This is a genomic window from Rhizobium ruizarguesonis (genome assembly GCF_017357285.1).
Classification (GTDB): Bacteria; Pseudomonadota; Alphaproteobacteria; order Rhizobiales; family Rhizobiaceae; genus Rhizobium; species Rhizobium ruizarguesonis.
In genome coordinates this window covers 4,868,473-4,895,387 of record NZ_CP071678.1, presented here as the reverse complement: position 1 = coordinate 4,895,387, position 26,915 = coordinate 4,868,473, and the positions used below count along the sequence as shown (strand labels likewise).

Below are 26,915 nucleotides of genomic sequence, written 5' to 3'. Positions count from 1 at the left end.
CAGTCTCCTGAACCCCCGTCTGATTTATGGATATTCCTCCACTTGAGACTGTAAACGCAAAAGAAGGCCGGTGACAATCTCTTTGTGCGATGCGGCAAACCTTTCACAGAGCAGATGAATCGGGCTTTCGCGGAAGGCTGCCGGTCTTCGCGTTTGACTTGTGCTCCAAGCTTTGCCAGTTTCCACTTATGTAAGTGAGACGAAAACGAGGAGCGTCCCCATGAGCAATCCATCCATCGTCATCGCCAGCGCCGGGCGAACAGCAGTCGGCGCCTTCAACGGCGCTTTCGCGACAGTCCTCGCGCATGAGCTCGGGGCGGCCGTCGTCAAGGGCGCTCTCGAGCGCGCAGGCGTCGATCCCGGCGAGGTGGATGAGGTGATCCTCGGCCAGGTGCTTTCCGCCGGTGAGGGCCAGAACCCGGCCCGCCAGGCGGCGATGAAGGCCGGTATTCCGCAGGAAGCGACGGCCTGGGGCGTCAATCAGCTCTGCGGCTCGGGCCTGCGCGCGGTCGCGCTTGGCATGCAGCAGATCGCCACCGGCGACGCCAAGATCATCGTTGCCGGCGGCCAGGAATCCATGACGATGGCGCCGCATGCCGCGCACTTACGCGGCGGCGTCAAGATGGGCGACATGAAGATGATCGACACGATGATCAAGGACGGCTTGACCGACGCTTTCCACGGTTACCACATGGGCATCACCGCCGAGAATGTTGCGCGCCAGTGGCAGCTTTCGCGCGATGACCAGGATCAATTCGCCGTCAGCTCGCAGAACAAGGCGGAGGCAGCGCAGAAGGCCGGTCGCTTCGTTGACGAGATCATCCCCTACGTCATCAAGACACGTAAGGGCGACGTTACGGTCGATGCCGACGAATATATCCGTCACGGCGCTACGCTGGAGGCGATGGGGAAATTGCGCCCGGCCTTCGACAAGGACGGCACGGTCACGGCCGCGAACGCGTCCGGCCTCAACGACGGCGCCGCTGCGGCGGTGCTGATGAGCGAAGCGGAGGCGGTCCGGCGCGGCATCCAGCCGCTCGCCCGCATCGTTTCCTGGGCAACGGCGGGTGTCGATCCGCAGATCATGGGCACTGGACCAATCCCGGCGTCGCGCAAGGCGCTCGAGAAGGCCGGCTGGTCGGTGAACGATCTCGATCTCGTCGAAGCCAACGAGGCCTTCGCGGCGCAAGCCTGCGCCGTCACCAAGGATCTCGGGTGGGATCCGTCGATCGTCAACGTCAACGGCGGGGCGATTGCGATCGGCCATCCGATCGGCGCCTCCGGCGCGCGCGTTCTCAACACGCTGCTGTTCGAAATGAAGCGCCGCGGCGCGAAGAAAGGTCTCGCCACGCTTTGCATCGGCGGTGGCATGGGTGTGGCCATGTGCTTTGAAGCGCTTTAAATAGCATACGATCCATGTTTGATTGAAGATCCCGCCAAGCGGCGGGCGAAAAACAAAAGGGGAGCGGAACATGAGCAGAGTGGCTTTGGTCACCGGGGGCACACGCGGCATCGGCGCGGCAATATCCATGGCACTGAAAAATGCCGGATACAGGGTCGCCGCCAGCTATGCCGGCAACGACGAGAAGGCCAAAGCCTTCCACGACGTTACCGGCGTTCCGGTGTTCAAATGGGATGTTTCGGATTACCTCGCCTGCGGCGAGGGAATTGCCAGGGTCGAAAGCGAGATCGGTCCGGTCGAAATCCTCGTCAATAATGCCGGCATCACCCGCGACGCGATGTTCCACAAGATGACGCAGCAGCAATGGCATGAGGTAATCAATACCAACCTCACCGGCCTGTTCAACATGACGCATCAGGTCTGGACCGGCATGCGTGACCGCAGCTTCGGCCGTATCGTCAATATCTCGTCAATCAACGGGCAGAAGGGCCAGATGGGCCAGGTGAACTATTCGGCGGCCAAGGCGGGCGATCTCGGCTTCACCAAGGCGCTGGCTCAGGAAGGCGCGAACAAGAACATCACCGTCAACGCCATTTGCCCCGGTTACATCGGAACGGAAATGGTGCTTGCCGTGCCGGAGAAGGTGCTGAACGAACGCATCATTCCGCAGATCCCCGTCGGCCGTCTCGGCGAACCGGAAGAGATCGCGCGCTGCGTCACCTTCCTCGTCTCCGACGATGCCGGCTTCATCACCGGTTCGACGCTGACGGCCAATGGCGGACAGTTCTTCGTCTAGGCATTGCTTCTTCGACTGAACAGTACGGATTAGATTCAAAACAATGGCGCGTCCGGCAGGACGCGCCATTGCTGTTTATCGATGTCTGTCGGTGATGCCGGCGGCGATCTTGTGACCGAAGTGGTGGTGCGTTTTCGGGAAGATCAAGAGCGGCGGTCGGTGTTCGGATGTCGCTGTGTCCGAACTCTGGCCGGCACTTTGCGCAGCGAGCGGTCTTCGCGGCTGAGGGCTGATATCGTGGTCGTCAGGAAAGCCGACGCGATGAGAACGACGACGAGAGAATTCAAGAAAATCTGGGTCATTGGAGGCGTTCCTTTCAACTGCGCTCGGCGGCTGTGCCTGCCGCTGCACTCGTGAAAGAAATATGTGCCTGCCCGTTGGGCGGTGGTAGATTTGACTTTCGCAACCGATTGTCAACGTCACGTTGACGAATGGACCAGCAAAGAAAACGGGCGCCGAAGCGCCCGTTGGGAGTCCGAGATGCTTTTGCCGATCAGCAGCGGGCCTCGTAGCGGCGGCCGTAGCGGTCGCGATAGACGCAGTAGCCGCGGCGTTCGACCGAGTGGCCGATCAGGGCGCCGGTCAGGCCACCGGCAACGGCGCCGACGGCTGCGCCGCCCCAGCTGTTGGTGACGACACCGCCGATGACCGCACCAGTGCCGGCGCCGATCGCCGTGCCTTGTTCGGTCGCTGTGCAAGATGCGAGTGCGCCGACGAGCGCACCAATAAGAACAATCTTCTTCATCATGTCGTAACTCCCCAGGTTAGTTGGCCTTTAGACGCGGCCCATTAGTACAAGGATAATGATAATCACGAGAACTAGCCCCAAACCGCCAGAAGGTCCATAGCCCCAGCCACGGCTATAACCCCAATTCGGCAAGGCTCCGATCAAGAGCAGAATGAGGATAACAAGTAGTATTGTGCCAAGCATGGTGTGTTTCCTTCATTTCACCGGCAATTTGGATGGACGAGAAACACGCATTGGCGATTTTTGTTCCCGGTTGAGCTCCGAATTGTGAGGAGCCCTGATTCAGGGTTTAATTTCCGTCATTTCGGAAAATTGCCGCTATGGTTAAAAAGACATGCAAATACAATATGTTGCGGTGAACAAAGCGGGAAAATCGAGATGTCGCCGATTCGTCAGCGATTCGTTCCGTGTTTGATCGGAGCCCCAACATGGGCCGCCTTGACTTAACGCCGTCTGAATCCAGCTCTCGAAAGATTAGTGCCGATGCGACGCGGCGGGGCAAAGGGATCTGCCATCGATCCGCATCTAGCATCCGGACCTGAGGCCGCTACCAGATGTGGCCGTGAACGAAAGGTGAAAATGGTGGAGTCAGCGATTCGTCTCCGATTCGTTCCGGCTTTGGTCGAGAGGTTAATTTCGGGCGGATTTTCGCCCGTTCAACATGGGGGCGGGAATCGTCACCCGCGACCTCGAAAATGCAAACGGGAGAGAGTCTCGCGATTCAGCATCTAGTGGGAAAAAGTGATTCAAAATCAATACTTAGCCGTGAACAAAAGCTGAATCAGCGAGAGTCAGCGATTCGTCGCTGATTCGTTCTCACGCTGTTCCGAATCGGAAATTCGGGCATTCCGCACGACTCGCAAAGGTCGTAATCCCCGAGGCATTTTGAAATCTGCCCTTGCGTTTGCGGCGGCAGCTGTCCATGTGTTCTCTGCTTCCATCCAGGAAGCAAGATTTTCCTGGGGCCACCCGCCTCATTTGCATGGACTCATGACTCTGACTTCGCAGCCGATGATTCTGAGCGGGCGCGGTGTGACCGCGGTGCTCGGGCCGACCAATACCGGCAAGACCCATTATGCCATCGAGCGCATGGTCGCGCACGGTACGGGCATGATCGGCCTGCCGCTCAGGCTACTGGCGCGCGAGGTCTATACGCGGGTGGTGGAGAAGGTCGGCGCGCAGAATGTGGCGCTGGTCACCGGCGAGGAAAAGATTTCGCCGCCCAATGCGCGTTTTTCCGTGTGCACCGTCGAAGCGATGCCGCGCGAGACCAAGGCCGCCTTCGTCGCGATCGACGAGGTGCAGCTCGCCGGCGATCTCGAGCGTGGCCATATCTTCACCGACCGCATCCTGCATCTTCGCGGCCGCGAGGAAACGCTGTTGCTCGGCGCGGCGACAATGCGGCCGATCCTGCAGCAGCTCCTGCCCGGCATCAATATCGTCGAGCGGCCGCGGCTTTCGCATCTTTTTTATGCCGGGCAGAAGAAGATTACCCGACTGCCGCAGCGCTCGGCCATCGTCGCCTTCTCCGCCGACGAGGTCTATGCCATCGCCGAGCTCATTCGCCGGCAGCGCGGCGGCGCGGCCGTCGTGCTCGGTGCGCTGAGCCCGCGCACCCGCAATGCGCAGGTGGCGCTCTATCAGGCGGGCGACGTCGAATATCTGGTGGCGACCGATGCGATCGGCATGGGCCTCAACCTCGATGTCGATCACGTCGCCTTTGCCCAGGACCGGAAATTCGACGGTTACCAGTTCCGCAATCTCAATCCGGGCGAACTCGGCCAGGTCGCCGGGCGTGCCGGGCGGCACGTGCGAGACGGGACCTTCGGCGTCACCGGACAGGTCTCGCCTTTTGACGAGGAGCTGGTGCAGCGCATCGAGGGGCACGAATTCGACAACGTCAAGGTTTTGCAGTGGCGGACGACGGAGATGGACTTCTCCTCGATCGCATCGCTGCGCGCCAGCCTTGAGGCGGCACCGCGTGTGCCGGGGCTGACGCGGGCGCTGCCTGCGGTCGACCAGCAGGCGCTGGAACAGCTTTCGCGTTATCCCGAGGTCATCGATCTCGCTGACAGGCCGGCGCGCGTCGAAAAACTCTGGGAGGCTTGCGCGCTTCCCGACTATCGGCGTATCACCCCAGCACAACATGCCGATCTTATCTCGACCCTCTTTTCCGATCTCGTCCGCTATGGCACGGTGAACGAGCAGTTTCTCGCGGAGCAGGTTCATCGCTCCGATCGAACAGATGGCGAAATTGACACGCTTTCGGCGCGAATCGCGCAGATAAGGACCTGGACCTACGTTTCGAATCGGCCCGGTTGGCTTGCCGATCCGACACACTGGCAGGAAAAGACGCGGGAAATCGAAGATCGATTGTCCGACGCGTTACATGAAAGGTTGACGAAACGCTTTGTTGATCGCAGGACATCTGTGCTCATGAAGCGCCTGAGAGAGAATGCGATGCTGGAAGCTGAAATCAGTGTGAATGGCGATGTCTTCGTTGAAGGACATCATGTAGGGCAATTGAGCGGATTCCGCTTCACGCCGGTGGCGGGAACGGAGGGACCGGATGCCAAGGCGGTTCAGGCTGCGTCGCAGAAGGCGCTCGGGCTCGAGTTCGAAGCCCGCGCGGCCCGGATGCATGCCGCCGGCAACAGCGATCTGGCGATCGGCTCGGATGGTTTGATCCGGTGGCTGGGCGATCCGGTGGCGCGGCTTTCGGGCAGCGATCACATCATGCGTCCGCGCGTGATCCTGCTGGCTGACGAGCAACTGACGGGTAATGCGCGCGATCACGTCGCCGCCCGCATCGAGCGCTTCGTCAATCATCATATCAGCACGGTGCTGAAGCCGCTCGACGACCTGTCGCGCGCCGAGGACCTGCAGGGACTCGCCAAGGGGCTTGCCTTCCAGCTCGTCGAGAATCTCGGGGTGCTCTTCCGCCGCGACGTGACCGAGGAGGTGAAGTCGCTGGACCAGGAGGCCCGTGCTTCCATGCGCCGCTACGGCGTGCGTTTCGGCGCCTATCATATCTTCGTTCCCGCACTTCTGAAGCCGGCGCCGGCCGAGCTCATTACGCTGCTCTGGGCGCTGAAGAATGACGGTTTGGACAAGCCGGGCTACGGCGATCTCATTCCCGTGCTTGCCGCTGGCCGCACCTCCGTGGTCACCGATCCGAGCTTCGAGCGGATGTTCTACAAGCTGGCCGGCTTCCGTTTCCTCGGCAAGCGTGCCGTGCGCATCGACATTCTGGAACGGCTTGCCGATATCATCCGTCCGTTGCTGCAGTGGAAGCCTGGTCAAAACAACCGTCCGGAGGGCGCCTATGACGGCCGTCGCTTCACGACGACGACGGCGATGCTGTCGATCCTCGGTGCGACACTCGAGGACATGGAAGAAATCCTCAAGGGACTTGGCTATCGCGCCGATGCCGTGAAGGCGGAAGAAGCATCGGTCCATCTTGCGACGCAGGATGCAGCCTCAACGCCTGCCGTCAGCGCGCAAACGCCCGTGGAAGAGACAGCCGAAAGGGCCGACCACGACGATGCCGACGGCGCCGCTGAAGAGACTGCTGCCGAGCCATCCGCAACCGAGGCGGCTTCGGCGGTCGTCGACGCGCCCGTGACGGAAGCGGTCGAAACAGCCGCTCCGGCTGAACCGATCGAGACATCCACTCCTGCGGAAGCCTCAGTCGCCGAAGAAACCTCCGCTCCTGCTGAAGCGGTATCGGCTCCCGAGGAAGCAGAAGCCGGCGAGCCGGTAGAACCGAAGCCGGTTCTTCTGTGGCGTCTCGGCGGTCGCAACGACAATCAGCGCCAGGCGCGCGGCGGGCATGGCGAACGCCGTGGCGGCCAGGGCCAGGAGCGCGGTCAAAACCAGGAGCGCGGCGACCGCAATCGCCGGCCGGGCGGCGGTGAAGGCGGCGAGGGCAATCGCGGTGGCGACGGCCGCGACAACAATCGCCAGAACCGTGGCAAGGACGGCGCCGGTCGCGATGGCGGCCGACCACAGCAGGCAAGGGGCGATCGCAATAACCAACCACGGGGCGACCAGCCGCGCGGTGACCGGCAGGATCGTGGCGATCGCAAGGATCGCGGCGAGCGTAACGATCGTAACGACCGCAATAACAATCGTGGCGGCTCACAGCCGCTGCGCTTCGAGGCTAAGCCGCCGCGCAAGGAGAAGCCGATCGATCCGGATTCGCCTTTCGCCAAGCTCGCAGCTCTCAAGGAGCAGATGAAGAAGTAATCATGAGCGTGGAGACACAGCCGACAAGCGGTTCGCGCCAGCGCATCGACAAGTGGCTGTTCTTCGCGCGCATGGCGAAGTCGCGCTCGTTGGCGCAGAGCCATATCCAATCGGGCCATGTGCGCATCAACGGCGAGCGTTGCAACCATCCGAGCCAGATGGTCAAACCGGGCGACCGTATCGAGCTCAAGCTGGAGCGGCGCGATGTCGTTCTCGTCGTGCGCCTTGCCGGCGAGCGGCGGGGGCCTTACGAGGAGGCGCGCCTGCTCTACGACGACCAATCCCCGCCGCCCGATGAGGCAAAACGTCTCACGCCCTATGAGCAGGCGATCCGGGCGACCGGCGCCGGCCGTCCGACCAAAAAGGAAAGACGTGCAATCGACAGGCTGATGTCGGACGAGGATTAGAAAACTCTGTCTGCGGCGGCGGTTTTTGCAGATCGTTTATCCTTGAAATCCGGCGCTAAAGCCGATACGTCACTGACAACCTGCCGGAAGCGTGCTTGCCTCCCAAGCCTGCTCACGCTTTTCCTCCGGCACGGGGATAGGCGCGACGTTCCAGGTTGCCCGGCCCCATCCGCATGGAAATCCTGGAGTTCTTCATGACCTATGTCGTGACCGACAATTGCATCAAGTGCAAATACACCGATTGCGTGGAAGTCTGCCCTGTCGACTGCTTCTACGAGGGCGAGAATTTCCTCGTCATCCATCCTGACGAATGCATCGATTGCGGCGTCTGCGAACCGGAATGTCCCGCCGAGGCGATCAAGCCCGATACCGAGCCGGGCCTCGACAAATGGCTGAAGATCAACACCGAATATGCCACGATCTGGCCGAATATCACGGTCAAGAAGGACCCATTGCCTGAGGCCAAGGAAATGGATGGCGAGACCGGAAAATTCGAGAAATATTTCTCCGACAAACCCGGTTCCGGCGATTGAGACAGTGCCCACATTCGGCCTCCGGATTCGGGCGACCGTAGCTCAAAACGTTTTAAAAGCTGCGTGAGGCATATGGGTGACATGTGTTGCCCGCATGACTCAAGCGAAGCAAATTATTGATTTCCTCATATTTTTATGATAGGTTTCGGCTACTGTTCCATTTGTGGCATGACGCATGCCCAAAACCATCACGAAAGCAAAACAAATCCGTACACGGTTTCCGTGACATATCAACGCTTTGAGCGCCGGGTCCCAAGATCGAGCGCAAGAAGTCTTTGCTTTTGCCCGATGGGACCAGAGTGAAGTCACCCGACGGATACTACCGTCTCACCCGGGCCTGACTGACCCGGCTCCGGCCGCCGCCGGAAGCGTAACAGGGAGTTTTTGAATAGAATGACGACTCAGCAGAAAAAGCCTTCTACAGCACGTCACGGCTTCAAGACCGGTGAATCGATCGTCTACCCCGCTCATGGCGTCGGTACCATCACCGCTATCGAAGAGCAAGAAGTTGCCGGCATGAAGCTCGAACTTTTCGTTATCGATTTCGAGAAGGACAAGATGCGTCTCAAGGTTCCGGTCGCCAAGGCCATGAGCATCGGTATGCGCAAGCTTTCGGAAACGGATTTCGTCGAGCGTGCTTTGAAGGTTGTGCAGGGCAAGGCGCGCGTCAAGCGCACTATGTGGTCCCGCCGCGCCCAGGAATATGATGCCAAGATCAATTCCGGCGACCTGATTTCCATCGCTGAAGTCGTGCGCGATCTCTATCGTGCCGAGAACCAGCCCGAACAGTCCTATTCCGAGCGCCAGCTTTATGAGGCTGCGCTCGATCGCATGGCGCGCGAAATCGCCGCCGTCAACAAGATGTCGGAAACCGAAGCCGTCCGCCTCGTCGAGACCAATCTCAACAAGGGTCCGAAGCGCGGCAAGGCGATCGAAGAAGACGATTCACAGGACGAAGCCGCATAAAGCGACCCTGTTTTTCTATCAAAAAACCCGGCCTTCGCGCCGTGTTTTTTTATTGGAACTTTTTTCCGACTGCCGCGTTTAACACACGTAATTGCGGACTGCTCGTCGGGCAATGCCTCAGCGAGCGAACTGCTATTCCGTCAATGTTCGATGAGGAGCGGATCATGCCTTTTCTATATTGCCCATCCGGCAAGGTGAAGATACAGGTCCAGCCCAGCCGTCTTACCGGCACATGTTGAGAAATAGGGCCTCCCCCTGAAAAGTCCAGGGGCGAGGCTTTTATGCATTCAGAGCACCATTCAATCCGGACAGCGATGTTCCGGAAGATGAGTTTTATTGTTCATTTCAGGGCGAGAGGCCTGTTTCGGGAGATCGAAATGAAGAACATGTCTGCAGATCGGCGAATGATCAAAATCGCGATGGCCGCCCCTTATCTCGCCCGTCAGGAAGAGCATGATCTCGCCACCCGTTGGAAGGATCACGACGACCGCGGCGCGCGCAACCAGATCGCCATGGCCCATATGCGTCTCGTGATATCCATGGCCGGTAAATTCCGCAATTTCGGCCTGCCGATGAGCGATCTGGTGCAGGAGGGCTATGTTGGCCTGCTGGAAGCGGCCGCTCGCTTCGAGCCGGAGCGCGACGTGCGCTTTTCGACTTATGCAAGCTGGTGGATCAGGGCTTCGATTCAGGACTATATTCTGCGCAACTGGTCGATCGTGCGCGGCGGTACGAGTTCGGCGCAGAAGGCGCTGTTCTTCAATCTGCGCCGTCTTCGCGCCAAGCTCGCCAAGGGTGACACGCAGCTGACGCTGCAATCCATTCACCAGGAAATCGCCGCGGCCCTCGGCGTCAGCCTCTCCGATGTGCAAACGATGGATGCCAGGCTTTCCGGCAACGACGCTTCGCTGCAGGCGCCTTCGGTCTCCGGCGATGCCGAGAGCGCGGAGAAGATGGACTTCCTCGTTAGCGACGATCCCCTGCCGGACGAGCAGGTGTCCAACATGATCGACGGCGAGCGCCGCCGCGTCTGGCTCGCCTCGGCGCTGAAACATCTCAACGAACGCGAGATGAAGATCATCAGCGCCCGGCGTCTGGCGGAAGACGGCGCCACGCTTGAAGAACTCGGTGCCGATCTCGGAATTTCCAAGGAACGTGTGCGTCAGATCGAAAGCCGAGCGATGGAGAAGCTTCGCAGCGCGCTCGTCAGCGCCGATCCGCATATGGCGGCCTACGCCTGACCTAAAGCGCGTCGCTATCGCAAAACCACTGCACAGTTTTGCGCGACATATCCCCCTCCAGCAGCACAGACTGGCCCGGCGCAAGCCGGGCCTCTTTTATTCTGCGATGATCTTGACGCGATCGCCTGTGGAAACGGCTGCCCCCGTGGGCAGGGCGTTGATGAGCTTGAAGAGATCGAGCTTGCGGTCTGTGCCCATCATGCGGGCGGCGAGCGTCGAGATGTTCTCACCCGGCCGGACGGTGACGACGCGGATGCGCAGCGGCTTCAGTGAGGCTGCCTCTGCCGGCGTCATGCGGCGGAAACTCGCGCGCAAGACATTGGCCGTTGGCTCAAGGGCGTCGCTGCCTTTCGGCACGGCGGTCAGGAAACGGAAGATCTGCGAATTGTTGCGGATCACGGTGACATCGAAATCCCAGCGGTCGGCGCTGGCGCGCGCGGTGGCTGCTTCCATGCCGTTGATGGTGATCGGCTGGATGGTCGACGGGTCGAGGCCGGTCACCCAGCCGCTGGAGATATAGTTGGTGAGGCTCTGGTTCTGATTGTCGGCGACGCCGTCGAAGCGGACGGCGATGTCGTTTGGGCCGGTGGCCATCACGGCCTCGACCTTGTTGTCGATGTGGAAATCCGGCGGCACGTCGAAGCGGATGCCGAGGCCGCCATGCAGGAAGGTCTGGCCGCGCACATAGCCTTCTTCCGGGCTGTCGCCGTAGAGCAGTCCGTCTATGCCGTCGAGATAATAATCACGGCCCTTGTCGCCGACCGAGCCTTCCTGGCCGAAGGCGCGGGCGTGGGTGCGGGCAAGCTCTATGCGTTGCGCCGAATTCGGATGGCTCGACAGGAAGTCGAGGCTCTGGTCGGCTTCGGGATCAACCGACATGAAGCGACTGTAAGCGGCCATCGAATCGAGGAAACGGGCGGCGGAATAGGGGTCGTAGCCGGCTTCGCCGAGCATGCGCACACCGATGACATCGGCCTGCAGTTCCTGCTGGCGGGAGAAGGCGGCGAGCCGCAGCTTGCCGCGGGCAAGCGCCTGCTTGCCGGCGATGTCGCTGGAAAGGACTTCGGCGACGACGCGGCTGGCGATGACCTCAGCCTCTTCGCGCTTCTGCCGCTCGATGCCGTGGTTTGCGGTGACGTGGCCCATTTCGTGCGACAGCACGGCGGCGACTTCCGAGGCGTCGTTGGCAAGGGCGAGCAGGCCGCGGGTGACGTAGAGATAACCGCCCGGCAGCGCGAAGGCGTTGATCGCCGGCGAATTCAGGATGGTGATGCGGTAGGACTGGCTCGGATTTTCCGACACCGCCGTCAGCGCGCCGGCGATGCGGGCGACGAGACGCTCGGTCTTGGCGTCCTTGTATTCGCCGCCGTAGCTTGCCACGATGCGCGGATGCTCACGAGCGCCCATCGCCGCGCGCGGATCGTTCTTCTGCACCTCGTCGACGATCTGCGGATTGGAAGAAGGCGAAACACTCGGCTGATAGGATTGATCGATCAGCGTTTGGCAGCCGTTCAGCGCCATTGCGACGGCCGAAAGCAGCATCAGGCGACGGGCGAAACGCTGCGGCGCGGAGATGCCATCACTGGAAAGCGCGGGCGATTTCCACGTCGTCAAGCTGTCCAGTCTGTTTCTCCGCATCATGTCGCTGTTTTGCCGGTTTGCCGCAGACTCGGACCGACCATGGCAAAGGGAATTCAACAGGTGCGCACCCCTGATCTCGCACTGCACAATCGGCCGATACAAGTCCTTGCTGTAGCTGATTTACGCATCGGTTGCATAGCGAGACTCTGTTTAAATGTGGCGCCGTTGCATTTTGGCAAGCCTCAGGCATTAAGGCCTCCCTTCGCTCGGATGAAATTATGGCGAAAGTTCCGTCACAAAGCGGAGATTCGTCGACGGCGCGGAAAAAGAACGGCCCGATTGAAGCAACCGGCTCGATAGCGACAGTCCTGCGGGAAAATTGCAACCCGTGATATGTCCATCGAGAAGGAGCGCCTTCTGATGAAGCATTCTCTCGCTGTCGTGATTCGACTATTCCGCAGCTTCCGCCGCCGTTGGTTGCGGCTTCATCGTCTCGCCGGCGCGGGGCAGCTGCACAGGCTTCAGCATGATGGCGGCCGCAAGGCCGATCAAAGCAATGGCGCAGGAGGTCATGAACAGCGGCGAGAAAGCGGCGGCATAGGTATCGGCGACGGCCTGGCGGCTCGCTTCGGGAAGGGCGGCCATCATTTTCGGCGTCAGCTGCTTGATATCGGCGACGCCGGGAATGGAGCCGCCGACCTTGCCGAGCTCAGAGGCGATGATGGCGCCGTAGATGGAAATGGCGATGGAGGCGCCGCCCATGCGCGACAGCGTCACCGAGCCGGTGGCGGCGCCGACGTCGCGGGCGGGTGCTGCATTCTGTACGCCGATGATGGGAACCTGCTGGGCAAGGCCGATGCCGATGCCATGCAGCATCATGATCGCGCCGATGAAGGCGATCGGCGTTCCGGCGTGGATCTGCGACATCAGCGCAAAGGCGGTGGCGCTGCAGGTGAGGCTTGCGATGGCGAAGGGTTTGTAGCGCCCCGTCTTCGAGATGATCCGACCTGCGGAAAGCGACCCGCAGACGAGGCCGCCGGTCAGAAGGATGAAGAGCAGGCCGGCGGCAGACGGCGAAAGGCCGGTCGTGGTCTGCAGGAAGAGAGCGAGATAATTGACCATGCCGATGGCGATGGCGCCGCCCGTGATAGAGATCACCAGAAGCAGGCTGAACGTCGAATTGCGAAACAGCTGCAGGGGAACGATCGGTTCCGGCGCGCGGCGCTCGACGAACACCCAGGTGACGGCGCAGACGACGCCGAAGGCGACGATGCCGATGCTCTCAGGCGAGATCAATGCGCCGAACAATTCGCTGCTGTCGGTGGCAAGCACGATGCTTGTCGTCGTCATGGCAAGCAGGAGCGCACCGGCATAATCGATCTTCGGGCGGCGATGCGGTTTGCGGTACGGCAGCATGAAGGCAAGGCCGATGAGCACGACGAAGCCGATCGGCACGTTGACGAGGAAGATCGAGCGCCAGCCGAAGAGATCGCTCATCGTGCCGCCGAGCACGGGGCCGATCGCGCCCGATGCCATCAGCACAAGGCTGGAATAGCTTTGGTAGCGAGCCCGCTCGCGCGGCTCGAACAGGTCGGCGTTGACGGCGAAGATCGACACCATGATGCCGCCGCCGCCAAGGCCCTGCAGCACGCGGGCGGCGATCAGCGTGTCCATCGAGACCGCCAGGCCGCAGACTGTCGATCCGACGGTGAAGATCATGATCGCCGTCATCATCACGTATTTGCGGCCGAACAGATCGCCGAGCTTGCCGTAGACCGGCATGACGGCACTCAGCGACAGGAGATAGGCCGAGCCGATCCAGCCGAAGCGCTCGAGATGGCCGAATTCGCCGACGATCGTCGGCAGAGCCGTGGAGACGATCTGATTATCGAGCGTCGCCATGAACATGGCCGTCATCAGGAAGAAGAAGAGAATAAGCCGGCGACGAGGATCCGTCACGAGCGGCGCAGGCGCGAGTTGCATGTCCATGGGATGCATCGTTCCGGGTTGATGCACTTTTATGTGCTAACAGCATATAGTTGTCAATGGCACATTAATGACATCGGCATATTCAATTTTTGAATCGGCTCTGTTATGGTCCTGTGATGAGTGAAATCCTGACCAAGACCCTTTCTGCGGAGCCGGCCGAGCCGGATCGTGAAAACGTGCCGCGTATCGGCCGGAGCATGGCGCGCATGCGGCTGATGACCGGGCGGCGGCTGATCGGCCGGCTGGCGATCCAGAGTGCTGCACCAGGCCTTGAGCTTTCGCATCTCGACGTGCTCGATGCCGTGCGCAGGGCGCAGCCTGCCGGCGAGGTCACCGTTGGGATGATCGCGGAGATGCTGCGCATTGATCCGTCACGGGCAAGCCGGGTGGTGGCCGACATGGTCGGGCGCAACGTGCTGCGCCGCGAGGCCTCGCAGGCCGATGCGCGGCGGATCGTCGTCGTCATGACCGAGGTCGGGCAAGACCTGCTCGCCGAGATCGTCGCGCAGAAGCTTGCGATCATTTCCGAGATCGTTTCCGACTGGCCGCAGGAAGATGTCGAGCGCTTCGCAGCGCTTTTCGAGCGCTTCATCGGCGGTTACGAGGCGGTTTTCCTGTCGCGCGACAAGGATACACCGGGCTAGGCGGCGGTTCAAAGTGATCGAGCGTCCTATTGGTGTTGGACGCGAGGCGCTTTCAGGCAAGCGGCGCCCCTTCCCCTCGACCCCCCGTTTGCGCTAAGGGCAATGCCCATGAGCCAATCCACCTTCACCATTCTGCTTGGCGGCGAACTCAGCCTGACGGAGCGCCTGCGCGGTGCCATCGCCGACAGCCGCTTCATTGCGGCCGACGGCGGCATGCGGCATGCGGCAGCACTCGGTATTACGCCGGAACTCTGGGTCGGTGATTTCGATTCGACGCCTGATGATCTCGCCGATGCATTTCCCGATGTGCCGAAACAGCCTTATCCGGCAGCGAAGGCGGCGACGGACGGCGAGATCGCAGTGGCGGAAGCAATCGCGCGCGGCGGGCAGCGGCTCATCCTCGCCGGCGCGCTCGGCGGCGAACGTTCCGATCACGCGCTTCAGCATCTGCTGTCGGCCGTCAGCCTGGCGGAAGAGGGTTTCGACCTGCTGCTGACCTCGGGCAAGGAAGAGGCCGTGCCGCTGGTTGCCGGTACGATCGAACTCGACCTTCCCAAAGGCAGCCTGTTTTCCGTGCCCGGATTCAGCGAGCTGAGAGGGCTTTCCATCGAGAATGCGCGTTATCCGCTCACGGATTTCCATCTGCCTTTCGGCTCGTCGCGCACCATTTCCAATGTTGCGGAAGGCACCGTTCGCTTTTCGCTCGGCAGCGGCCGGGCAATCGTGCTCGCCCGGCCCTATGATCTTTCCGGAGTCTGATTTTTGGCCCCTCCCATTCTGAAACTCGACGATATCTTCCTGAGCTTCGGCGGCGCACCGCTTCTGGCGGGTGCTGGCTTGCAGATCGAGCCCGGTGACAAAATCTGTCTCGTCGGGCGCAACGGTTCGGGAAAATCGACACTGCTGAAAATTGCCGCCGGCCTGGTCGAGGCGCAGTCCGGCGAGGTTTTCCGCCATCCGTCCTCGACAGTGCGCTATCTCGAACAGGCGCCGGATTTTGCCGGCTTCAAGACGGTGCAGGCCTATGCCGAGGCCGGCCTCGGGCCAGGTGATGACCCCTATCGTGTCACCTATCTGCTGTCGCATCTCGGGCTGACCGGGGATGAAGACCCCAAAATGCTGTCCGGTGGCGAATCGCGGCGCGCAGCCCTTGCCCGGGTTATGGCACCCGAGCCGGACATCCTCCTGCTCGACGAACCGACCAACCATCTCGACCTGCCGACCATCGAATGGCTGGAAGGCGAGCTGCAAAAGACGCGCAGCGCCTTGGTGCTGATCTCGCACGACCGGCGTTTCCTCGAAAAGGTCTCGACGGCAACCGTCTGGCTCGACCGTGGCACCTCGCGCCGGCTCGACAGAGGCTTTGCACATTTCGAAGCCTGGCGCGACCAGGTGCTGGAGGCCGAGGAACTGGAGCAGCACAAGCTCGGCAAGTCGATCGAGCGCGAGGAGCACTGGCTGCGCTACGGCGTCACGGCGCGGCGCAAGCGCAACATGCGCCGTCTTGGCGAGCTGCAGACGATGCGCTCGAACTATCGCGGCCATAAGGGGCCGCAGGGCACAGTGCAGGCGACGGTTTCGGACGCGCAGGAATCCGGCAGGCTGGTGATCGAGGCCGACAAGATCACCAAGAGCTTCGGCGAGCGGGCAATCGTCACGCCGTTTTCGATCCGCGTGCATCGCGGCGACTGCATTGGTCTGGTCGGACCGAACGGCGCCGGCAAGACGACGCTGCTGAAGATGCTGACCGGGCAGCTTTCGCCGGATAGCGGCATCGTTAAGCTCGGCACCAATCTGGAGATCGCGACGCTCGACCAGAAACGCGAGGATCTCGATCCCGAGGATACGCTTGCCAACTATCTGACGGACGGGCGCGGCGAAAACCTGCTCGTCAACGGCGAACAGCGCCATGTCACCGGCTACATGAAGGAATTTCTGTTCCAGCCGGAACAGGCGCGTACACCGATCAGAAATCTCTCCGGCGGCGAACGCGCCCGGCTGATGCTGGCGCGCATCCTTTCGCGCCCGACAAACCTCTTGATCCTCGACGAACCGACCAACGATCTCGATATCGAAACGCTCGATCTCCTGCAGGAGGTCGTCGCCGGCTTTCCCGGCACCGTCATTCTCGTCAGCCACGACCGCGATTTCCTTGACCGCACCGTGACCTCGACGATCGCACCCGCCGTGCCGGATGCGCCTGATGGTCGCTGGATCGAATATGCCGGCGGCTACTCGGATATGCTTGTACAGCGCAAGGGCGCGCTCGAGGAGCGTAAAAAGGCCGAGAAGGCGGCGGAGAAGCCGAAGACGCAGCAAGCAACAGCTTCAGGCAGCACGAAGGTCAAGCTCTCCTTCAAGCAGAAATTCGCACTGGAAAACCTGCCAAAGGAAATGGCGAAGGCCGAGGCCGAAATCGCCAAGCGCGAACAGGTGATGGCAGATCCCAATCTTTTCACGCGCGATCCTGCAGCCTTCAACCGGCTTGCCGGCGAGATGGAAAAACTGCGCGCCAGCCTGACTGACATGGAAGAGGAGTGGCTGGAGCTCGAAATGCTGCGGGAAGAGCTGGAAGGCTGAGATCTTCTCGAGGCCGAAGGCTCACTTTTCCTTGATTCGTCAGTGTGTCGTCCTGCGGCATAAGGTGCCGTCCGGCAGCCGGGGATATTGCCGATCGCAATGGCGACAAGGAAAAGTCATATGTCTCGCAAGCCTTATTCCGGAATTTTCACGGCGTTTGTCGCCGGCAGCCTCGTCGCGCTTGCCCTGTCGCAAGCCGCAGAGGCGCAGGATGCCCAGCGCATTCGTGTTCGCGGCGCAATCGAAAGCCTCAGCGGCGATACGCTCGTCGTCAAGACGCGCGAGGGCAACGATGCGACGGTCGCGCTGAAAGCCGGCTGGAAGGTCGGCGGCATTAGACAAGCTTCCGTCGAGGATATCAAACCCGGCGATTTCGTCGGCGTCGCTTCGCTTCCGAAGGGCACGGGCCCGGACGGGGCGATCGAGGTGCTGATCTTTCCAGCGTCGATGAAGGGAACTGGTGAGGGCAACCGTCCCTGGGATGCGCAGCCGAACAGCCAGATGACCAACGCGACTGTCAGCAACGCCGTCAAATCCGTCGACGGCCACACGATCACGCTGACCTATCAGGGCAAGGAAAAGACCATCTCGATTGCCGATGGCACGCCGATCGTGACGTTGGCGCCTGCGACCAAGGATGATCTGAAGCCCGGCGCTGGCGTTGTCGTCACTGGCGAGAAGGCGGCGGATGGCAGCATCTCGGCCAGCCAGATCGCCGTCGGCCTCAACGGCGTCATACCGCCCATGTGACGGATGCGCTGCAAATCTTAGTTTTATGCGTTGCCGTTCAATCAAACAGCTACACCGCCTTTTACGGCGCGTCTTTTGAGACGCGTAAAGGGCGCTGTAACACAGTGCAGTAGCGGCGTTTTACAGCGCCGGCGCGGGCACCGCGGCAGCGCCGACACTGGCGCTGGCGCCGGTCTGGACGACAGGCGGCGGTTCCTCGGATTTTGACGGCAGCGCCTGCAGATGCAGCACGCGCGGCTTCAGCGCCTCGAGATAGGCCTCGGAGCGGCCGATATAGATCATGCCGCTTTCGGGCATGGAGGTGAGCAGTTTGGCCATTGTTTCCTGCCATTCCGGCTCCATGCCTTCCAGCACTTCGTCGAAGATCATCCAGCGCGGGCGTACGAGCAGCAGGCGGGCGAAGCCGATCGCCTTCTGTTCGTCGCTGTCGAGCAGCTTGTCCCAGCGGGCACGGGTGTCGAGCCTTGCGATCAGCGAATGCAGGCCAGCCTTGTCGAGGGCCGCCTCGACGGCTGCTTTCTCGTATTTCTCCGGACTTTCGGGAAAGGCCAGCGCCTCGCGCAGCGAACCGCCGGGGACATAGGCAACCTGCGGAACGAACACCATATCGTCGATCGGTGGCAGACCCATCGTGCCGCTGCCGCACGGCCAGAGGCCGGCCATCGCCTGGAACAGCAGCTTGCGGTTGACGCTATGATCGCCGTTGATCATGATTTTTTCGCCGGCCTTGATCACGACATCGGTTTCGCGCAGGCGGAAACCGCCGCATTCATCGATGTCTTCGCCGATCTTAGCGACGATCACCACATCCTTCAGCGTCAGCGTGTCGGGCGCGGCATTTTCATAGGCGATGCTGTCCTTCAGGTCGAAGTCCTCTTCCATCTCGACCAGCGCCTGGCGGAAATCGGTGACGCGCATCAGCGTGGCGCGCCATTCGGCGATCGGGCCGAAATTGGCGACGTACCAGCGCAGCGCCGTGTTGACCTGGTTGAAGGCGCCGACGGACATCATCAGCTGGCCGAGGGTGAGGCCGCCGGAGAAATAGGCCGGGGCGGCAACGATGATCGGGATGACGATCACCAGCCAGCCGTAGCCGGCCGAAACCCAGGTAAGGTTGGTATTGGCCATGGCGAGCCGCTTGACGACCCTCAGCACCGAGCTGATGTCGGTGTTGATGCGCCGGCGCTCGTTTTCCTCGCCGCGGGCAACGGTGATTGCCGGCATGTTTTCGTTGGCGTGCATCAGCGTGAAGCGAAGCTCGGCCTCTTTCGAAAAACGATCGGCATTGAGCTTCACCAGCTTGCGGCCGACGACCTGGCTGAGCACCGAGGCGGAAGCGGCATAGAAAATCGCCGCCCAGACCATGTAGCCCGGAATGGAGAAGCTGTGGCCGCTGATGCGGAAGATGAAGCCGCTCGAAAGCTCCCAGAGCACGCCGATGAAGCTCACCAGGAGAATGGTCGACTGCAGCAGGCCGAGAACCAGCCCTGTCGTGCTTTCGGCGAGGTTGCGGGAATCCTCGTGCAGACGCTGGTCCGGATTGACGCCGATCAGGCCGCTGGAAGCGAGCCGCAGCGCCCGCTTGCGCTTCAGCCACTGGTCGACGAGATCGCGCGACAAGCCTTCGCGCATATAGAGCGCCGTCATCTGGTTCAGCCAGGCCTGCAGCACGTTGAGAAGCAGCAGTGTGCCGGCGATCATCGCGAAGATTTCGAGCTGGTGGAAGAATTCGCCGAGGTCGCGGCGCTCCAGCGAATCATAGAAGGGAGCATTCCACTCGTTCAAAATGACCTGGCCGTAGGATGTCACCAGGATGACGAGGATCAGCACGGTCGCCAGAAACAGCACCTTGCCACGCACTTCCGAATTCCAGAATGCTGAGAACATGACGCCGAGGCGATATGTCAGGCTGAGATCATACCCTACCCTATCCTGCCTCCGGATGCCCGGCCTCCCCTCGATTTTATCTGCCATTACGCTTTTCCAAATCGCCCATGCCCCTATAAATAACATGGTGGCGTTACGGGTCTATCAACAGATTCTATCATTCATTAAACTGTGATGATGCGGCAGAGGTCACTTGACTGCAGTCGACAGTTGATTCGCGACCCGACTGGGTCTAATTAAAGCGCTCCGTGGTGATTTGGCCGGCCGGCTTGCAGCCACGTTAAAAAAGTCGCTAAAGGGCCGCGTGCGGACCGGTAGCGATTTTTTTCGCCGCCGGTTTTTTGTTTTTGATCGAGTGACCGCAATGCCCATCAAGATCCCCGATACGCTGCCCGCCTTCGAAACCCTGGTTCAGGAGGGTGTGCGGGTGATGACCGAGACGTTGGCGATCCGTCAGGATATCCGACCGCTGCAGATCGGGCTGCTCAACCTCATGCCGAACAAGATCAAGACCGAGCTGCAGATGGCCCGCCTTGTCGGCGCCTCGCCGCTGCAAGTGGAGCTGTCACTCATCCGCATCGGCGGCCATAAGGCGAAGAATACGTCCGAGGATCATCTGCTTGCCTTCTACCAGACCTGGGAAGAGGTAAAGCACCGCAAGTTCGACGGCTTCATCATCACCGGGGCGCCGATCGAGCTTTTGCCCTATGAAGATGTCACCTATTGGGCGGAGATGCAGGAGATTCTCGACTGGACGGAAACGAATGTCCATTCGACGATGAACGTCTGCTGGGGCGCGATGGCGGCGATCTATCATTTTCACGGCGTTCCGAAATACGAGCTGAAAGAGAAGGCCTTCGGCGTCTACCGCCACCGGAACCTGAAACCTTCCTCGATCTATCTCAACGGCTTTTCTGACAATTTCGAGGTGCCGGTGTCGCGCTGGACCGAAGTGCGCCGCGCCGATATCGAGAAGTCCGAAAGCCTGGAGATCCTGATGGAATCAGCCGAGATGGGCGTGTGCCTCGTGCACGAGAAGAAGGGCCGGCGGCTCTACATGTTCAACCATGTCGAATATGATTCCACCTCGCTTTCCGACGAGTATTTTCGCGACATCGATGCCGGCGTGCCGATCAAGATGCCGCACAATTACTTCCCGCACAACGATCCGGCGCTTGCGCCGCAGAACCGCTGGCGCAGCCATGCGCATCTCTTGTTCGGCAACTGGATCAACGAAATCTACCAGACGACGCCCTTTGATGTGGAAGAGATCGGCACGGACCTCTGACCGTTGCCGATCGCCCCTCGAGCCGGTGCCGCTGCATCACCGCTGCGGCATTTTCTTTCTGATCCGCCGGTTGCGGATTGAAGCAAATGCGGGCAGGTTCCTGTCCTGAACCCTACCACACCGCGCGTCTTCATCGGACGTGCAATGCACACTTTGAATCGCTGCAAATTCCTCAAATCGATTCCGGATTGAGGAATTTGCAGCAGGGATAGAATGGACGGTCAATGATGTCGGATAAGTTGGAGCGGGACGTTCTCGGGCAGACGAAGGCGGGCGAGACCGTCTATCGCGTCGTGATCAAGGGCGGCGGGCTGACGGCCAAGATCATAAGCTGGGGCGCGGTCATCCAGGATCTGCGTCTCGAGGGCCATGACGCGCCGCTGCAGCTCGGCTTCGATGATTTCGACAGCTACCCCCTTTATTCGTCCTATTTCGGCGCGACGCCCGGCCGCTGCGCCAACCGCGTCGGTGGCGGCAGGTTCATGCTTGACGGCAAAGACTATCAGCTCGAGCAGAATGAAAACGGCGTCACGCATCTGCATGGCGGCAGCGACAATATCGCCAAACGCAATTGGACGATCGTCGAGCATGACGTCGACCGCGTGGTGCTGAAGATCGTCGATCCCGATGGCCGCGCCGGCTATCCCGGCAATTGCACCATCCAGGCGACTTTCTGGGTGCATGGCAACGGTGAACTGTCGATCACCTACGAATCGACCAGCGATCAGCCGACGCTCGCCAATGTCTGCCAGCACGCCTATTTCAATCTCGACGGTCGCGAAGATGCGCTTGGCCACGATATCATGATTGCCGCCGATCATTATCTGCCGACCGATGAAAAGCAGGTGCCCACCGGCGAGATCCGTTCCGTCGAGGGCACCGAATTCGATTTCCGCGAGATGGCGCCGATGAAACGTTTCGTCGGCAGCGAACAGATGTTCTACGACCATAACTTCTGCCTGTCGGGCGAGCGCACCGCCAAGCGGAGTGTCGCGCTTGCCCGCAGCCTTTATTCCGGTGTGTCGCTGGAGGTGCGCAGCACCGAGCCAGGCGTCCAGTTCTATGCTGGCTTCAAGCTCGATACCGGGGCTCCCGGCATCGGCGGGCGCAAATACGGTCCATTCGCCGGCTTCTGCCTGGAGACACAGGTCTGGCCGGATGCCATCAATCACCAAGGTTTTCCGAATGCGATCCTGCGCCCCGGCGAAGTGCTGCGCCAGGAGACGGATTATATCTTCACCAAGAACTGAGCATCCTCCAGCGGACGCACGGCTGTCAAATTTGAGCGCTATGAAACCCTTGCCGGTCCGCCGGCGAGGGTTTTTTCTTTCTGCGCTCGATTCTGTCTTGCCGATTGGTTCTAGATAGGTTCTATTGTGCGCCCATGGATAGAACCAGTCTGATAGCGGAACTGAACAGCCGCGGCCTGCGTGACGAGGCGCTGACCGGGCCGCTCTACAAGCGGTTGGCGCAGACGCTGACCGGCCTCATTCAGGAAGGGCTGCTGAAGCCCGGCACCGCACTGCCGGGCGAGCGCGACCTTGCCGAGGCTCTGAAGCTCGGCCGTGTTACCGTGCGTACCGCCTATCGCGATCTGATGGTATCCGGCGCACTGGAATCGCGCCACGGAAGCGGTACTTTTGTGTCAAGCAGGGTGGAGCGCATGGAACAGTCGCTGTGGCGGCTTTCCTCTTTCTCCGCCGACATGCGTTCGCGCGGGCGTCTGCCAGCCGCACGGATATTGTCGCGGACGGTCAATACGCCGTCGCCGGAGGAATCCTTCCTGCTCGGTCTCGGCGGCGATGAGCCGGTGCTGAGACTCGACCGCTTGCGCCTTGCCGACGGCCTGCCGCTGGCGATCGAACGCGCCGTGGTGCCGATCAAGTTCCTGGGGCACGATGCCGGCGGCGAGGGATCGCTTTACGATGCGCTGACGGCCAGCGGCCACAGGCCCGTGCGTGCGCTGCAGCGGCTGACGGCGGTCACGCTCGACCCGTCCTCCGCCGCGATCCTGAACGTCAAATCAGGCGCGCCGGCGCTTCTGATCGAACGTGTCTCGCGCTTGGAAGACCAGCGCGTCGTCGAATACACCCGCTCGCATTATCGCGGCGATGCCTATGATTTCGTTGCCGAATTGAGAATCGGAGATGACCTATGAATGACAACCAGTCACTGATGCTGCAGGAAGCCGGCCAATCGCCAGAGGTGGTCGCCACGCTTCTTGAAAAGGAAAAACCGGTCTTTGCCGAGATTGCCCGGCTGTTTTCGTCCGCCCGCCCGAGCGTGGTGACGACGGCGGCGCGCGGCTCCTCGGACCACGCCGCCACCTTTTTCAAATATCTGTTCGAAATTACCTGCGGTGTTCCGGTCGCCTCGGTCGGTCCGTCGATCGCTTCCGTCTATGGTGCGGCGCTGCATCTGAAGGGCGGTGTCCATTTCACCGTCTCGCAGTCGGGTGCCAGCCCCGACATCGTTGCGCTGCAGGACTCGGCGAAGAAGGGTGGAGCGACGACGATCGCCGTCGTCAACGTCACCGACAGCCCGCTTGCGAAACAGGCCGATATCGTTCTCGGTCTCAATGCCGGTGCTGAAAAGAGTGTCGCGGCGACAAAATCCTTCATCGCCTCGGTCGCCGCCCTTTCCGGGGTGACAGCTGCTATCGGCGGCGCGTCTGATCTGCAGGCTGCGCTCGGCAAGCTGCCGGAGGCACTGTCGGCAACCGCCGGGATCGACACGGCGGCAGCCGAGGAGGTGCTCTTCAACGCGACCTCGCTCTATACCGCCGGCCGCGGCCCGGCCTTCGCGATCGCGCTCGAAGCGGCGCTGAAGGCCAAGGAAACCTCCGGCCTGCATGCCGAGGCCTTCTCGCTGGCGGAACTGATGCACGGCCCCATGCGCCTGGTGCAGCCGGGCTTCCCGATCGTCGCTTTTGCGCCCGACGATGCGGCCTTCGCCAACAATGTCCAGGCGTTGGAGCGCCTGCAGAAGCTCGGCGCCACCACCGTCGGCTTCTCGGCGCAGCCGCTTTCCGGTGTTCATCTGCGCGTGCCGACGACGGGCAACGGCCTCGTCGACCCGCTGGTGTCGCTGCTCGTCTACTACCGGCTGATCGAGTCGGTGACGCGCCGCAAGGGCTTTGATCCCGACAAGCCGGCAAACCTGCTCAAGGTGACGGAGACGGTCTGATGGTCCGCAAGATCTTCCTCGGCGCCCGCATCTTCGACGGCGAGCGCTTCCATGACGACAAAGCCCTCATCGTTGCCGATGGCCGCGTCGAAGCGATTGTCGCGAGAAACGATCTGCCGGACGGCGAAGTGGTGACGCTTGCCGGCGGTGTTCTGTCGGCCGGCTTCATCGATGCGCAGGTCAATGGCGGCGCCGGGCGGATGCTGAACGACGAGCCTTCCGTTGCCTCGATGGATATTATCGCCGGCGGGCACCGACCCTATGGCACGACGTCGCTGCTGCCGACGCTGATCACCGATACATCAGAGGCCTCCATTGCCGCCATCGAGGCGGCCAAGGAGGCAGTGAAAATGAACCACGGCGTCGCCGGCCTGCATCTGGAAGGCCCGCATCTGGCGCCTGCGCGCAAGGGCGCGCATCTGGCCGAACTGATGCGGCCGGTGGAGGACCGCGATGTCAAAGCCTTCATCCGGGCGCGCGAGGCAATCGGCACGCTGCTGGTCACCATGGCCGCCGAGCAGGTGACGGTTGCCCAGGTGCGTGAGCTTGCGGAAGCCGGCGTCACCGTCAGCATCGGCCATTCCGATTGTTCGAGCGAGGCGGCGGAGGAACGTTTCGATGCCGGCGCGCGGGGCGTCACGCATCTCTTCAACGCCATGAGCCAGTTGGGACACCGTGCGCCCGGTCTCGTCGGCGCGGCAATCGATCATCCCTCGACCTGGTGTGGCATTATCGCCGATGGCCATCATGTCGATCCGAAGGCCTTGCGCACGGCGCTGCGCGCCAAACGTGGCGAAGGCAAGCTGTTCTTCGTCACCGACGCGATGTCGCTTGTCGGATCGGAGAAGGATTCGTTCACGCTGAACGGGCGTACCGTCCGGCGCGAAAGGGGCGGTTTCTGCTCGAAGCTGGTGCTGTCCGACGGCACGCTGGCCGGTTCCGACGTCGACATGATCTCGACGATCCGGTACGGCGTCACCTATCTCGACCTGACGCTCGCCGAGGCTTTGCGCATGGCGACCCTTTATCCGGCCCGGTTCCTCCGGCTTGCCGATCGCGGCCATCTCTCGCCGGGCGCGCGTGCCGATCTCGTGTATCTCACCGATGCGCTTGCCGTCACCTCCACCTGGCTCAGCGGCGAAGCGGCCTGAAATCAAGGAGAAGTGGGATGACCGACATTACCGATGCCTATTTCTCCAACCTCATCGGTCGGCTGGAAGAACTGAAGCAGACGCTTGCCCAGCCGATGGCGCAGGCAGCAGCCGTCATCCTCGATGCTGCCCGCAGCGACAAGCGTGTCTATGTCTTCGGCACCGGCCATTCGCATATGCTGGCGGAAGAGGTGCACTATCGTGCCGGCGGGCTCGCATTCACCGTGCCTGTACTCGTCGGCTCGGCCATGCTGCATGAGGGCGCGGTCATCAGTTCGGTCTATGAGCGCACGCAGGGCCTAGTGCGGCCGATGCTGGAGCGTTACGGCATGCAGCCGGGCGATGTCATCATCATCGCCTCCAATTCGGGCGTGAACGCCGCGCCGATCGAGGCCGCCGACTATGCGCGCGAAATCGGCGCAAAGGTGATTGCCATCACGTCGATCGCCTATTCCTCGGCGATTGCCAACGGCCGCCGGCGGCTCGCCGACGTGGCCGATGTGGTACTCGACAACGGGCTGCCACCGGGTGACGCCGTTGTCGATCTCGAAGGCACGGGGCTTCGGGTTGGGCCAGTCTCGACGGCCGTCGGGGTGACCGTCATCAATGCGATCTTCGCCGAAGTCGCCTCGGAGCTTTCGAAATCCGGCGATGCGCCAATTTATCTCAGCGCCAACATGCCGGGCGCTGCCGAGATCAACCAGAAGCTCGTCAAGAAATACCGGCCGCGCAACCCGCATCTCTAGAGCACGATGCCGAATAGTGTGGCGGCGGATACAAAAAAGGCCGGCGCGAGCCGGCCTCTTCGATAGGCTGAAACCAGGATCAGTCCTTGGCGCGTTCGACGTAGGAATTGTCTTCCGTGGCGATGACGACGCGGGTGCCGGCATTGATGTGCGGCGGCACCATGGCGCGCACGCCGTTCGACAAAATCGCCGGCTTGTAGGAGGACGATGCCGTCTGGCCCTTGACGACCGGTTCCGTCTCCATGATTTCGAGCGTGACGTGGCGCGGCAGTTGGAGCGCCAGCGCAATACCTTCATGCATCGAGAGGATGCAGGACATGCCTTCCTGCAGATAAGCCTTGTCGTCACCCATCGTGGCGACATCGACGACGACCTGATCGTAGCTCGCCGGGTTCATGAAGTGGAAGCCTTCGCCGTCTTCATAGAGAAACTGGAAGGAGACGTCCTCGACGAAGGCGCGCTCGACCTGTTCGGTGGTGCGCCAGCGCTCGGAAACCTTCACGCCGTCGACGATGCGGCGCATATCGACCTGGGTGACCGGCGTGCCCTTGCCCGGATGAAAGTTCTGGGCGGTGAGAACGACGTAGAGCTTGCCGTCGACATCGAGAACGTTGCCCTTGCGGACCGAAGAGGCGATGACCTTGACCATAAGACTTCCTTGTAACTCGGCTTTCGGCGTCGTAGATGACTGTCGAGACGCCCCCGAAGACGCAAATGTTTTTCTTGGGGGCGCAACTAACCTAAAATCCGGGAAATAGCCACCCCCCATACC

24 protein-coding genes and 1 riboswitch are annotated in these 26,915 nt (G+C 61.3%); of the genes, 17 read left to right on the top strand and 7 right to left on the bottom strand.

Annotation, left to right across the window (positions count from 1 at the left end; all coding sequences use genetic code 11):
• The first annotated feature begins 220 nt into the window (after positions 1-220).
• Positions 221-1,402, top strand: a complete 1,182-nt coding sequence (locus J3P73_RS23870; protein WP_130692988.1) for an acetyl-CoA C-acetyltransferase — start codon at positions 221-223, stop codon at positions 1,400-1,402.
• A 70-nt stretch (positions 1,403-1,472) separates the two neighbouring features.
• Complete coding sequence (gene phbB, locus J3P73_RS23865; protein ID WP_018071979.1) at positions 1,473-2,198, top strand: beta-ketoacyl-ACP reductase; 726 nt, start codon at positions 1,473-1,475, stop codon at positions 2,196-2,198.
• Positions 2,199-2,341: 143 nt separating this feature from the next.
• Here the strand turns inward: phbB and J3P73_RS23860 are convergent, their stop codons facing one another.
• The 3 genes from J3P73_RS23860 to J3P73_RS23850 all read right to left on the bottom strand — a co-directional run bounded on the left by J3P73_RS23860 (position 2,342) and on the right by J3P73_RS23850 (position 3,129).
• Complete coding sequence (locus tag J3P73_RS23860) at positions 2,342-2,500, bottom strand: hypothetical protein (protein WP_165410339.1); 159 nt, start codon at positions 2,498-2,500, stop codon at positions 2,342-2,344.
• A 191-nt stretch (positions 2,501-2,691) separates the two neighbouring features.
• Complete coding sequence (locus tag J3P73_RS23855; RefSeq protein WP_018071981.1) at positions 2,692-2,946, bottom strand: YMGG-like glycine zipper-containing protein; 255 nt, start codon at positions 2,944-2,946, stop codon at positions 2,692-2,694.
• A gap of 27 nt (positions 2,947-2,973) precedes the next feature.
• Positions 2,974-3,129, bottom strand: coding sequence for a DUF3309 family protein (locus J3P73_RS23850; protein ID WP_007632343.1), 156 nt, complete (start codon positions 3,127-3,129; stop codon positions 2,974-2,976).
• 807 nt (positions 3,130-3,936) lie between these two features.
• Between J3P73_RS23850 and J3P73_RS23845 the strand changes: the two genes are divergently transcribed.
• The 5 genes from J3P73_RS23845 to J3P73_RS23825 all read left to right on the top strand — a co-directional run bounded on the left by J3P73_RS23845 (position 3,937) and on the right by J3P73_RS23825 (position 10,341).
• On the top strand, positions 3,937-7,194 hold the full coding sequence (locus tag J3P73_RS23845) for a helicase-related protein (RefSeq protein ID WP_130692987.1): 3,258 nt from the start codon (positions 3,937-3,939) through the stop codon (positions 7,192-7,194).
• Between the two features lie 2 nt (positions 7,195-7,196).
• Positions 7,197-7,601: an RNA-binding S4 domain-containing protein gene (locus tag J3P73_RS23840; protein WP_130656637.1), complete on the top strand. Its 405-nt coding sequence runs from the start codon at positions 7,197-7,199 to the stop codon at positions 7,599-7,601.
• Positions 7,602-7,795: 194 nt separating this feature from the next.
• Positions 7,796-8,134, top strand: a complete 339-nt coding sequence (fdxA, locus tag J3P73_RS23835) for a ferredoxin FdxA (RefSeq protein WP_024320484.1) — start codon at positions 7,796-7,798, stop codon at positions 8,132-8,134.
• 393 nt (positions 8,135-8,527) lie between these two features.
• Positions 8,528-9,100, top strand: coding sequence for a CarD family transcriptional regulator (locus tag J3P73_RS23830; protein WP_003543775.1), 573 nt, complete (start codon positions 8,528-8,530; stop codon positions 9,098-9,100).
• 377 nt (positions 9,101-9,477) lie between these two features.
• Positions 9,478-10,341 (top strand): RNA polymerase factor sigma-32, encoded by an 864-nt coding sequence (locus J3P73_RS23825; protein ID WP_012759432.1) that lies wholly within the window; start codon positions 9,478-9,480, stop codon positions 10,339-10,341.
• Positions 10,342-10,437: 96 nt separating this feature from the next.
• Here J3P73_RS23825 and J3P73_RS23820 read toward each other — a convergent pair whose 3' ends face one another.
• A complete protein-coding gene (locus J3P73_RS23820) occupies positions 10,438-11,982 on the bottom strand; it encodes a M48 family metalloprotease (protein ID WP_130656636.1) in 1,545 nt (514 codons plus the stop codon).
• A gap of 390 nt (positions 11,983-12,372) precedes the next feature.
• Complete coding sequence (locus tag J3P73_RS23815; protein WP_130692986.1) at positions 12,373-13,911, bottom strand: MDR family MFS transporter; 1,539 nt, start codon at positions 13,909-13,911, stop codon at positions 12,373-12,375.
• A gap of 116 nt (positions 13,912-14,027) precedes the next feature.
• On the opposite strand from J3P73_RS23815, the gene J3P73_RS23810 reads away from it, so the two are divergent.
• The 4 genes from J3P73_RS23810 (at position 14,028) to J3P73_RS23795 (ending at position 17,885) form a co-directional block, all read left to right on the top strand.
• Complete coding sequence (locus tag J3P73_RS23810; RefSeq protein WP_024320481.1) at positions 14,028-14,555, top strand: MarR family winged helix-turn-helix transcriptional regulator; 528 nt, start codon at positions 14,028-14,030, stop codon at positions 14,553-14,555.
• Positions 14,556-14,657: 102 nt separating this feature from the next.
• Positions 14,658-15,314: a thiamine diphosphokinase gene (locus tag J3P73_RS23805; protein WP_197727334.1), complete on the top strand. Its 657-nt coding sequence runs from the start codon at positions 14,658-14,660 to the stop codon at positions 15,312-15,314.
• A gap of 3 nt (positions 15,315-15,317) precedes the next feature.
• A complete protein-coding gene (locus J3P73_RS23800; RefSeq protein ID WP_130662464.1) occupies positions 15,318-17,135 on the top strand; it encodes an ABC-F family ATP-binding cassette domain-containing protein in 1,818 nt (605 codons plus the stop codon).
• 120 nt (positions 17,136-17,255) lie between these two features.
• Positions 17,256-17,885: a DUF5666 domain-containing protein gene (locus J3P73_RS23795; protein ID WP_130656631.1), complete on the top strand. Its 630-nt coding sequence runs from the start codon at positions 17,256-17,258 to the stop codon at positions 17,883-17,885.
• 120 nt (positions 17,886-18,005) lie between these two features.
• Here J3P73_RS23795 and J3P73_RS23790 read toward each other — a convergent pair whose 3' ends face one another.
• Positions 18,006-19,898: an ABC transporter ATP-binding protein/permease gene (locus tag J3P73_RS23790; protein WP_197727333.1), complete on the bottom strand. Its 1,893-nt coding sequence runs from the start codon at positions 19,896-19,898 to the stop codon at positions 18,006-18,008.
• Positions 19,899-20,010: 112 nt separating this feature from the next.
• A riboswitch (SAM riboswitch) is annotated at positions 20,011-20,088 on the top strand.
• Between the two features lie 48 nt (positions 20,089-20,136).
• Between J3P73_RS23790 and metA the strand changes: the two genes are divergently transcribed.
• From metA to J3P73_RS23760, 6 genes are all read left to right on the top strand, one after another.
• Complete coding sequence (metA, locus tag J3P73_RS23785; RefSeq protein ID WP_130673273.1) at positions 20,137-21,060, top strand: homoserine O-acetyltransferase MetA; 924 nt, start codon at positions 20,137-20,139, stop codon at positions 21,058-21,060.
• Between the two features lie 227 nt (positions 21,061-21,287).
• Positions 21,288-22,310, top strand: coding sequence for an aldose epimerase family protein (locus tag J3P73_RS23780; RefSeq protein ID WP_130692984.1), 1,023 nt, complete (start codon positions 21,288-21,290; stop codon positions 22,308-22,310).
• Positions 22,311-22,444: 134 nt separating this feature from the next.
• Positions 22,445-23,218: a GntR family transcriptional regulator gene (locus tag J3P73_RS23775; protein ID WP_075224935.1), complete on the top strand. Its 774-nt coding sequence runs from the start codon at positions 22,445-22,447 to the stop codon at positions 23,216-23,218.
• Positions 23,215-24,246: an SIS domain-containing protein gene (locus J3P73_RS23770; RefSeq protein ID WP_075224936.1), complete on the top strand. Its 1,032-nt coding sequence runs from the start codon at positions 23,215-23,217 to the stop codon at positions 24,244-24,246. The genes J3P73_RS23775 and J3P73_RS23770 overlap by 4 nt, the downstream gene beginning before the upstream one ends.
• Positions 24,246-25,397 (top strand): N-acetylglucosamine-6-phosphate deacetylase, encoded by a 1,152-nt coding sequence (nagA, locus tag J3P73_RS23765; RefSeq protein ID WP_075224937.1) that lies wholly within the window; start codon positions 24,246-24,248, stop codon positions 25,395-25,397. Before J3P73_RS23770 ends, nagA begins: the two co-directional genes overlap by 1 nt.
• 17 nt (positions 25,398-25,414) lie before the next feature.
• Entirely contained in the window at positions 25,415-26,143 is a 729-nt protein-coding gene (locus tag J3P73_RS23760; protein WP_075224938.1) for an SIS domain-containing protein, read from the top strand.
• Between the two features lie 79 nt (positions 26,144-26,222).
• Here J3P73_RS23760 and efp read toward each other — a convergent pair whose 3' ends face one another.
• On the bottom strand, positions 26,223-26,792 hold the full coding sequence (efp, locus tag J3P73_RS23755) for an elongation factor P (RefSeq protein WP_012759420.1): 570 nt from the start codon (positions 26,790-26,792) through the stop codon (positions 26,223-26,225).
• Between the last annotated feature and the right edge of the window lie 123 nt (positions 26,793-26,915).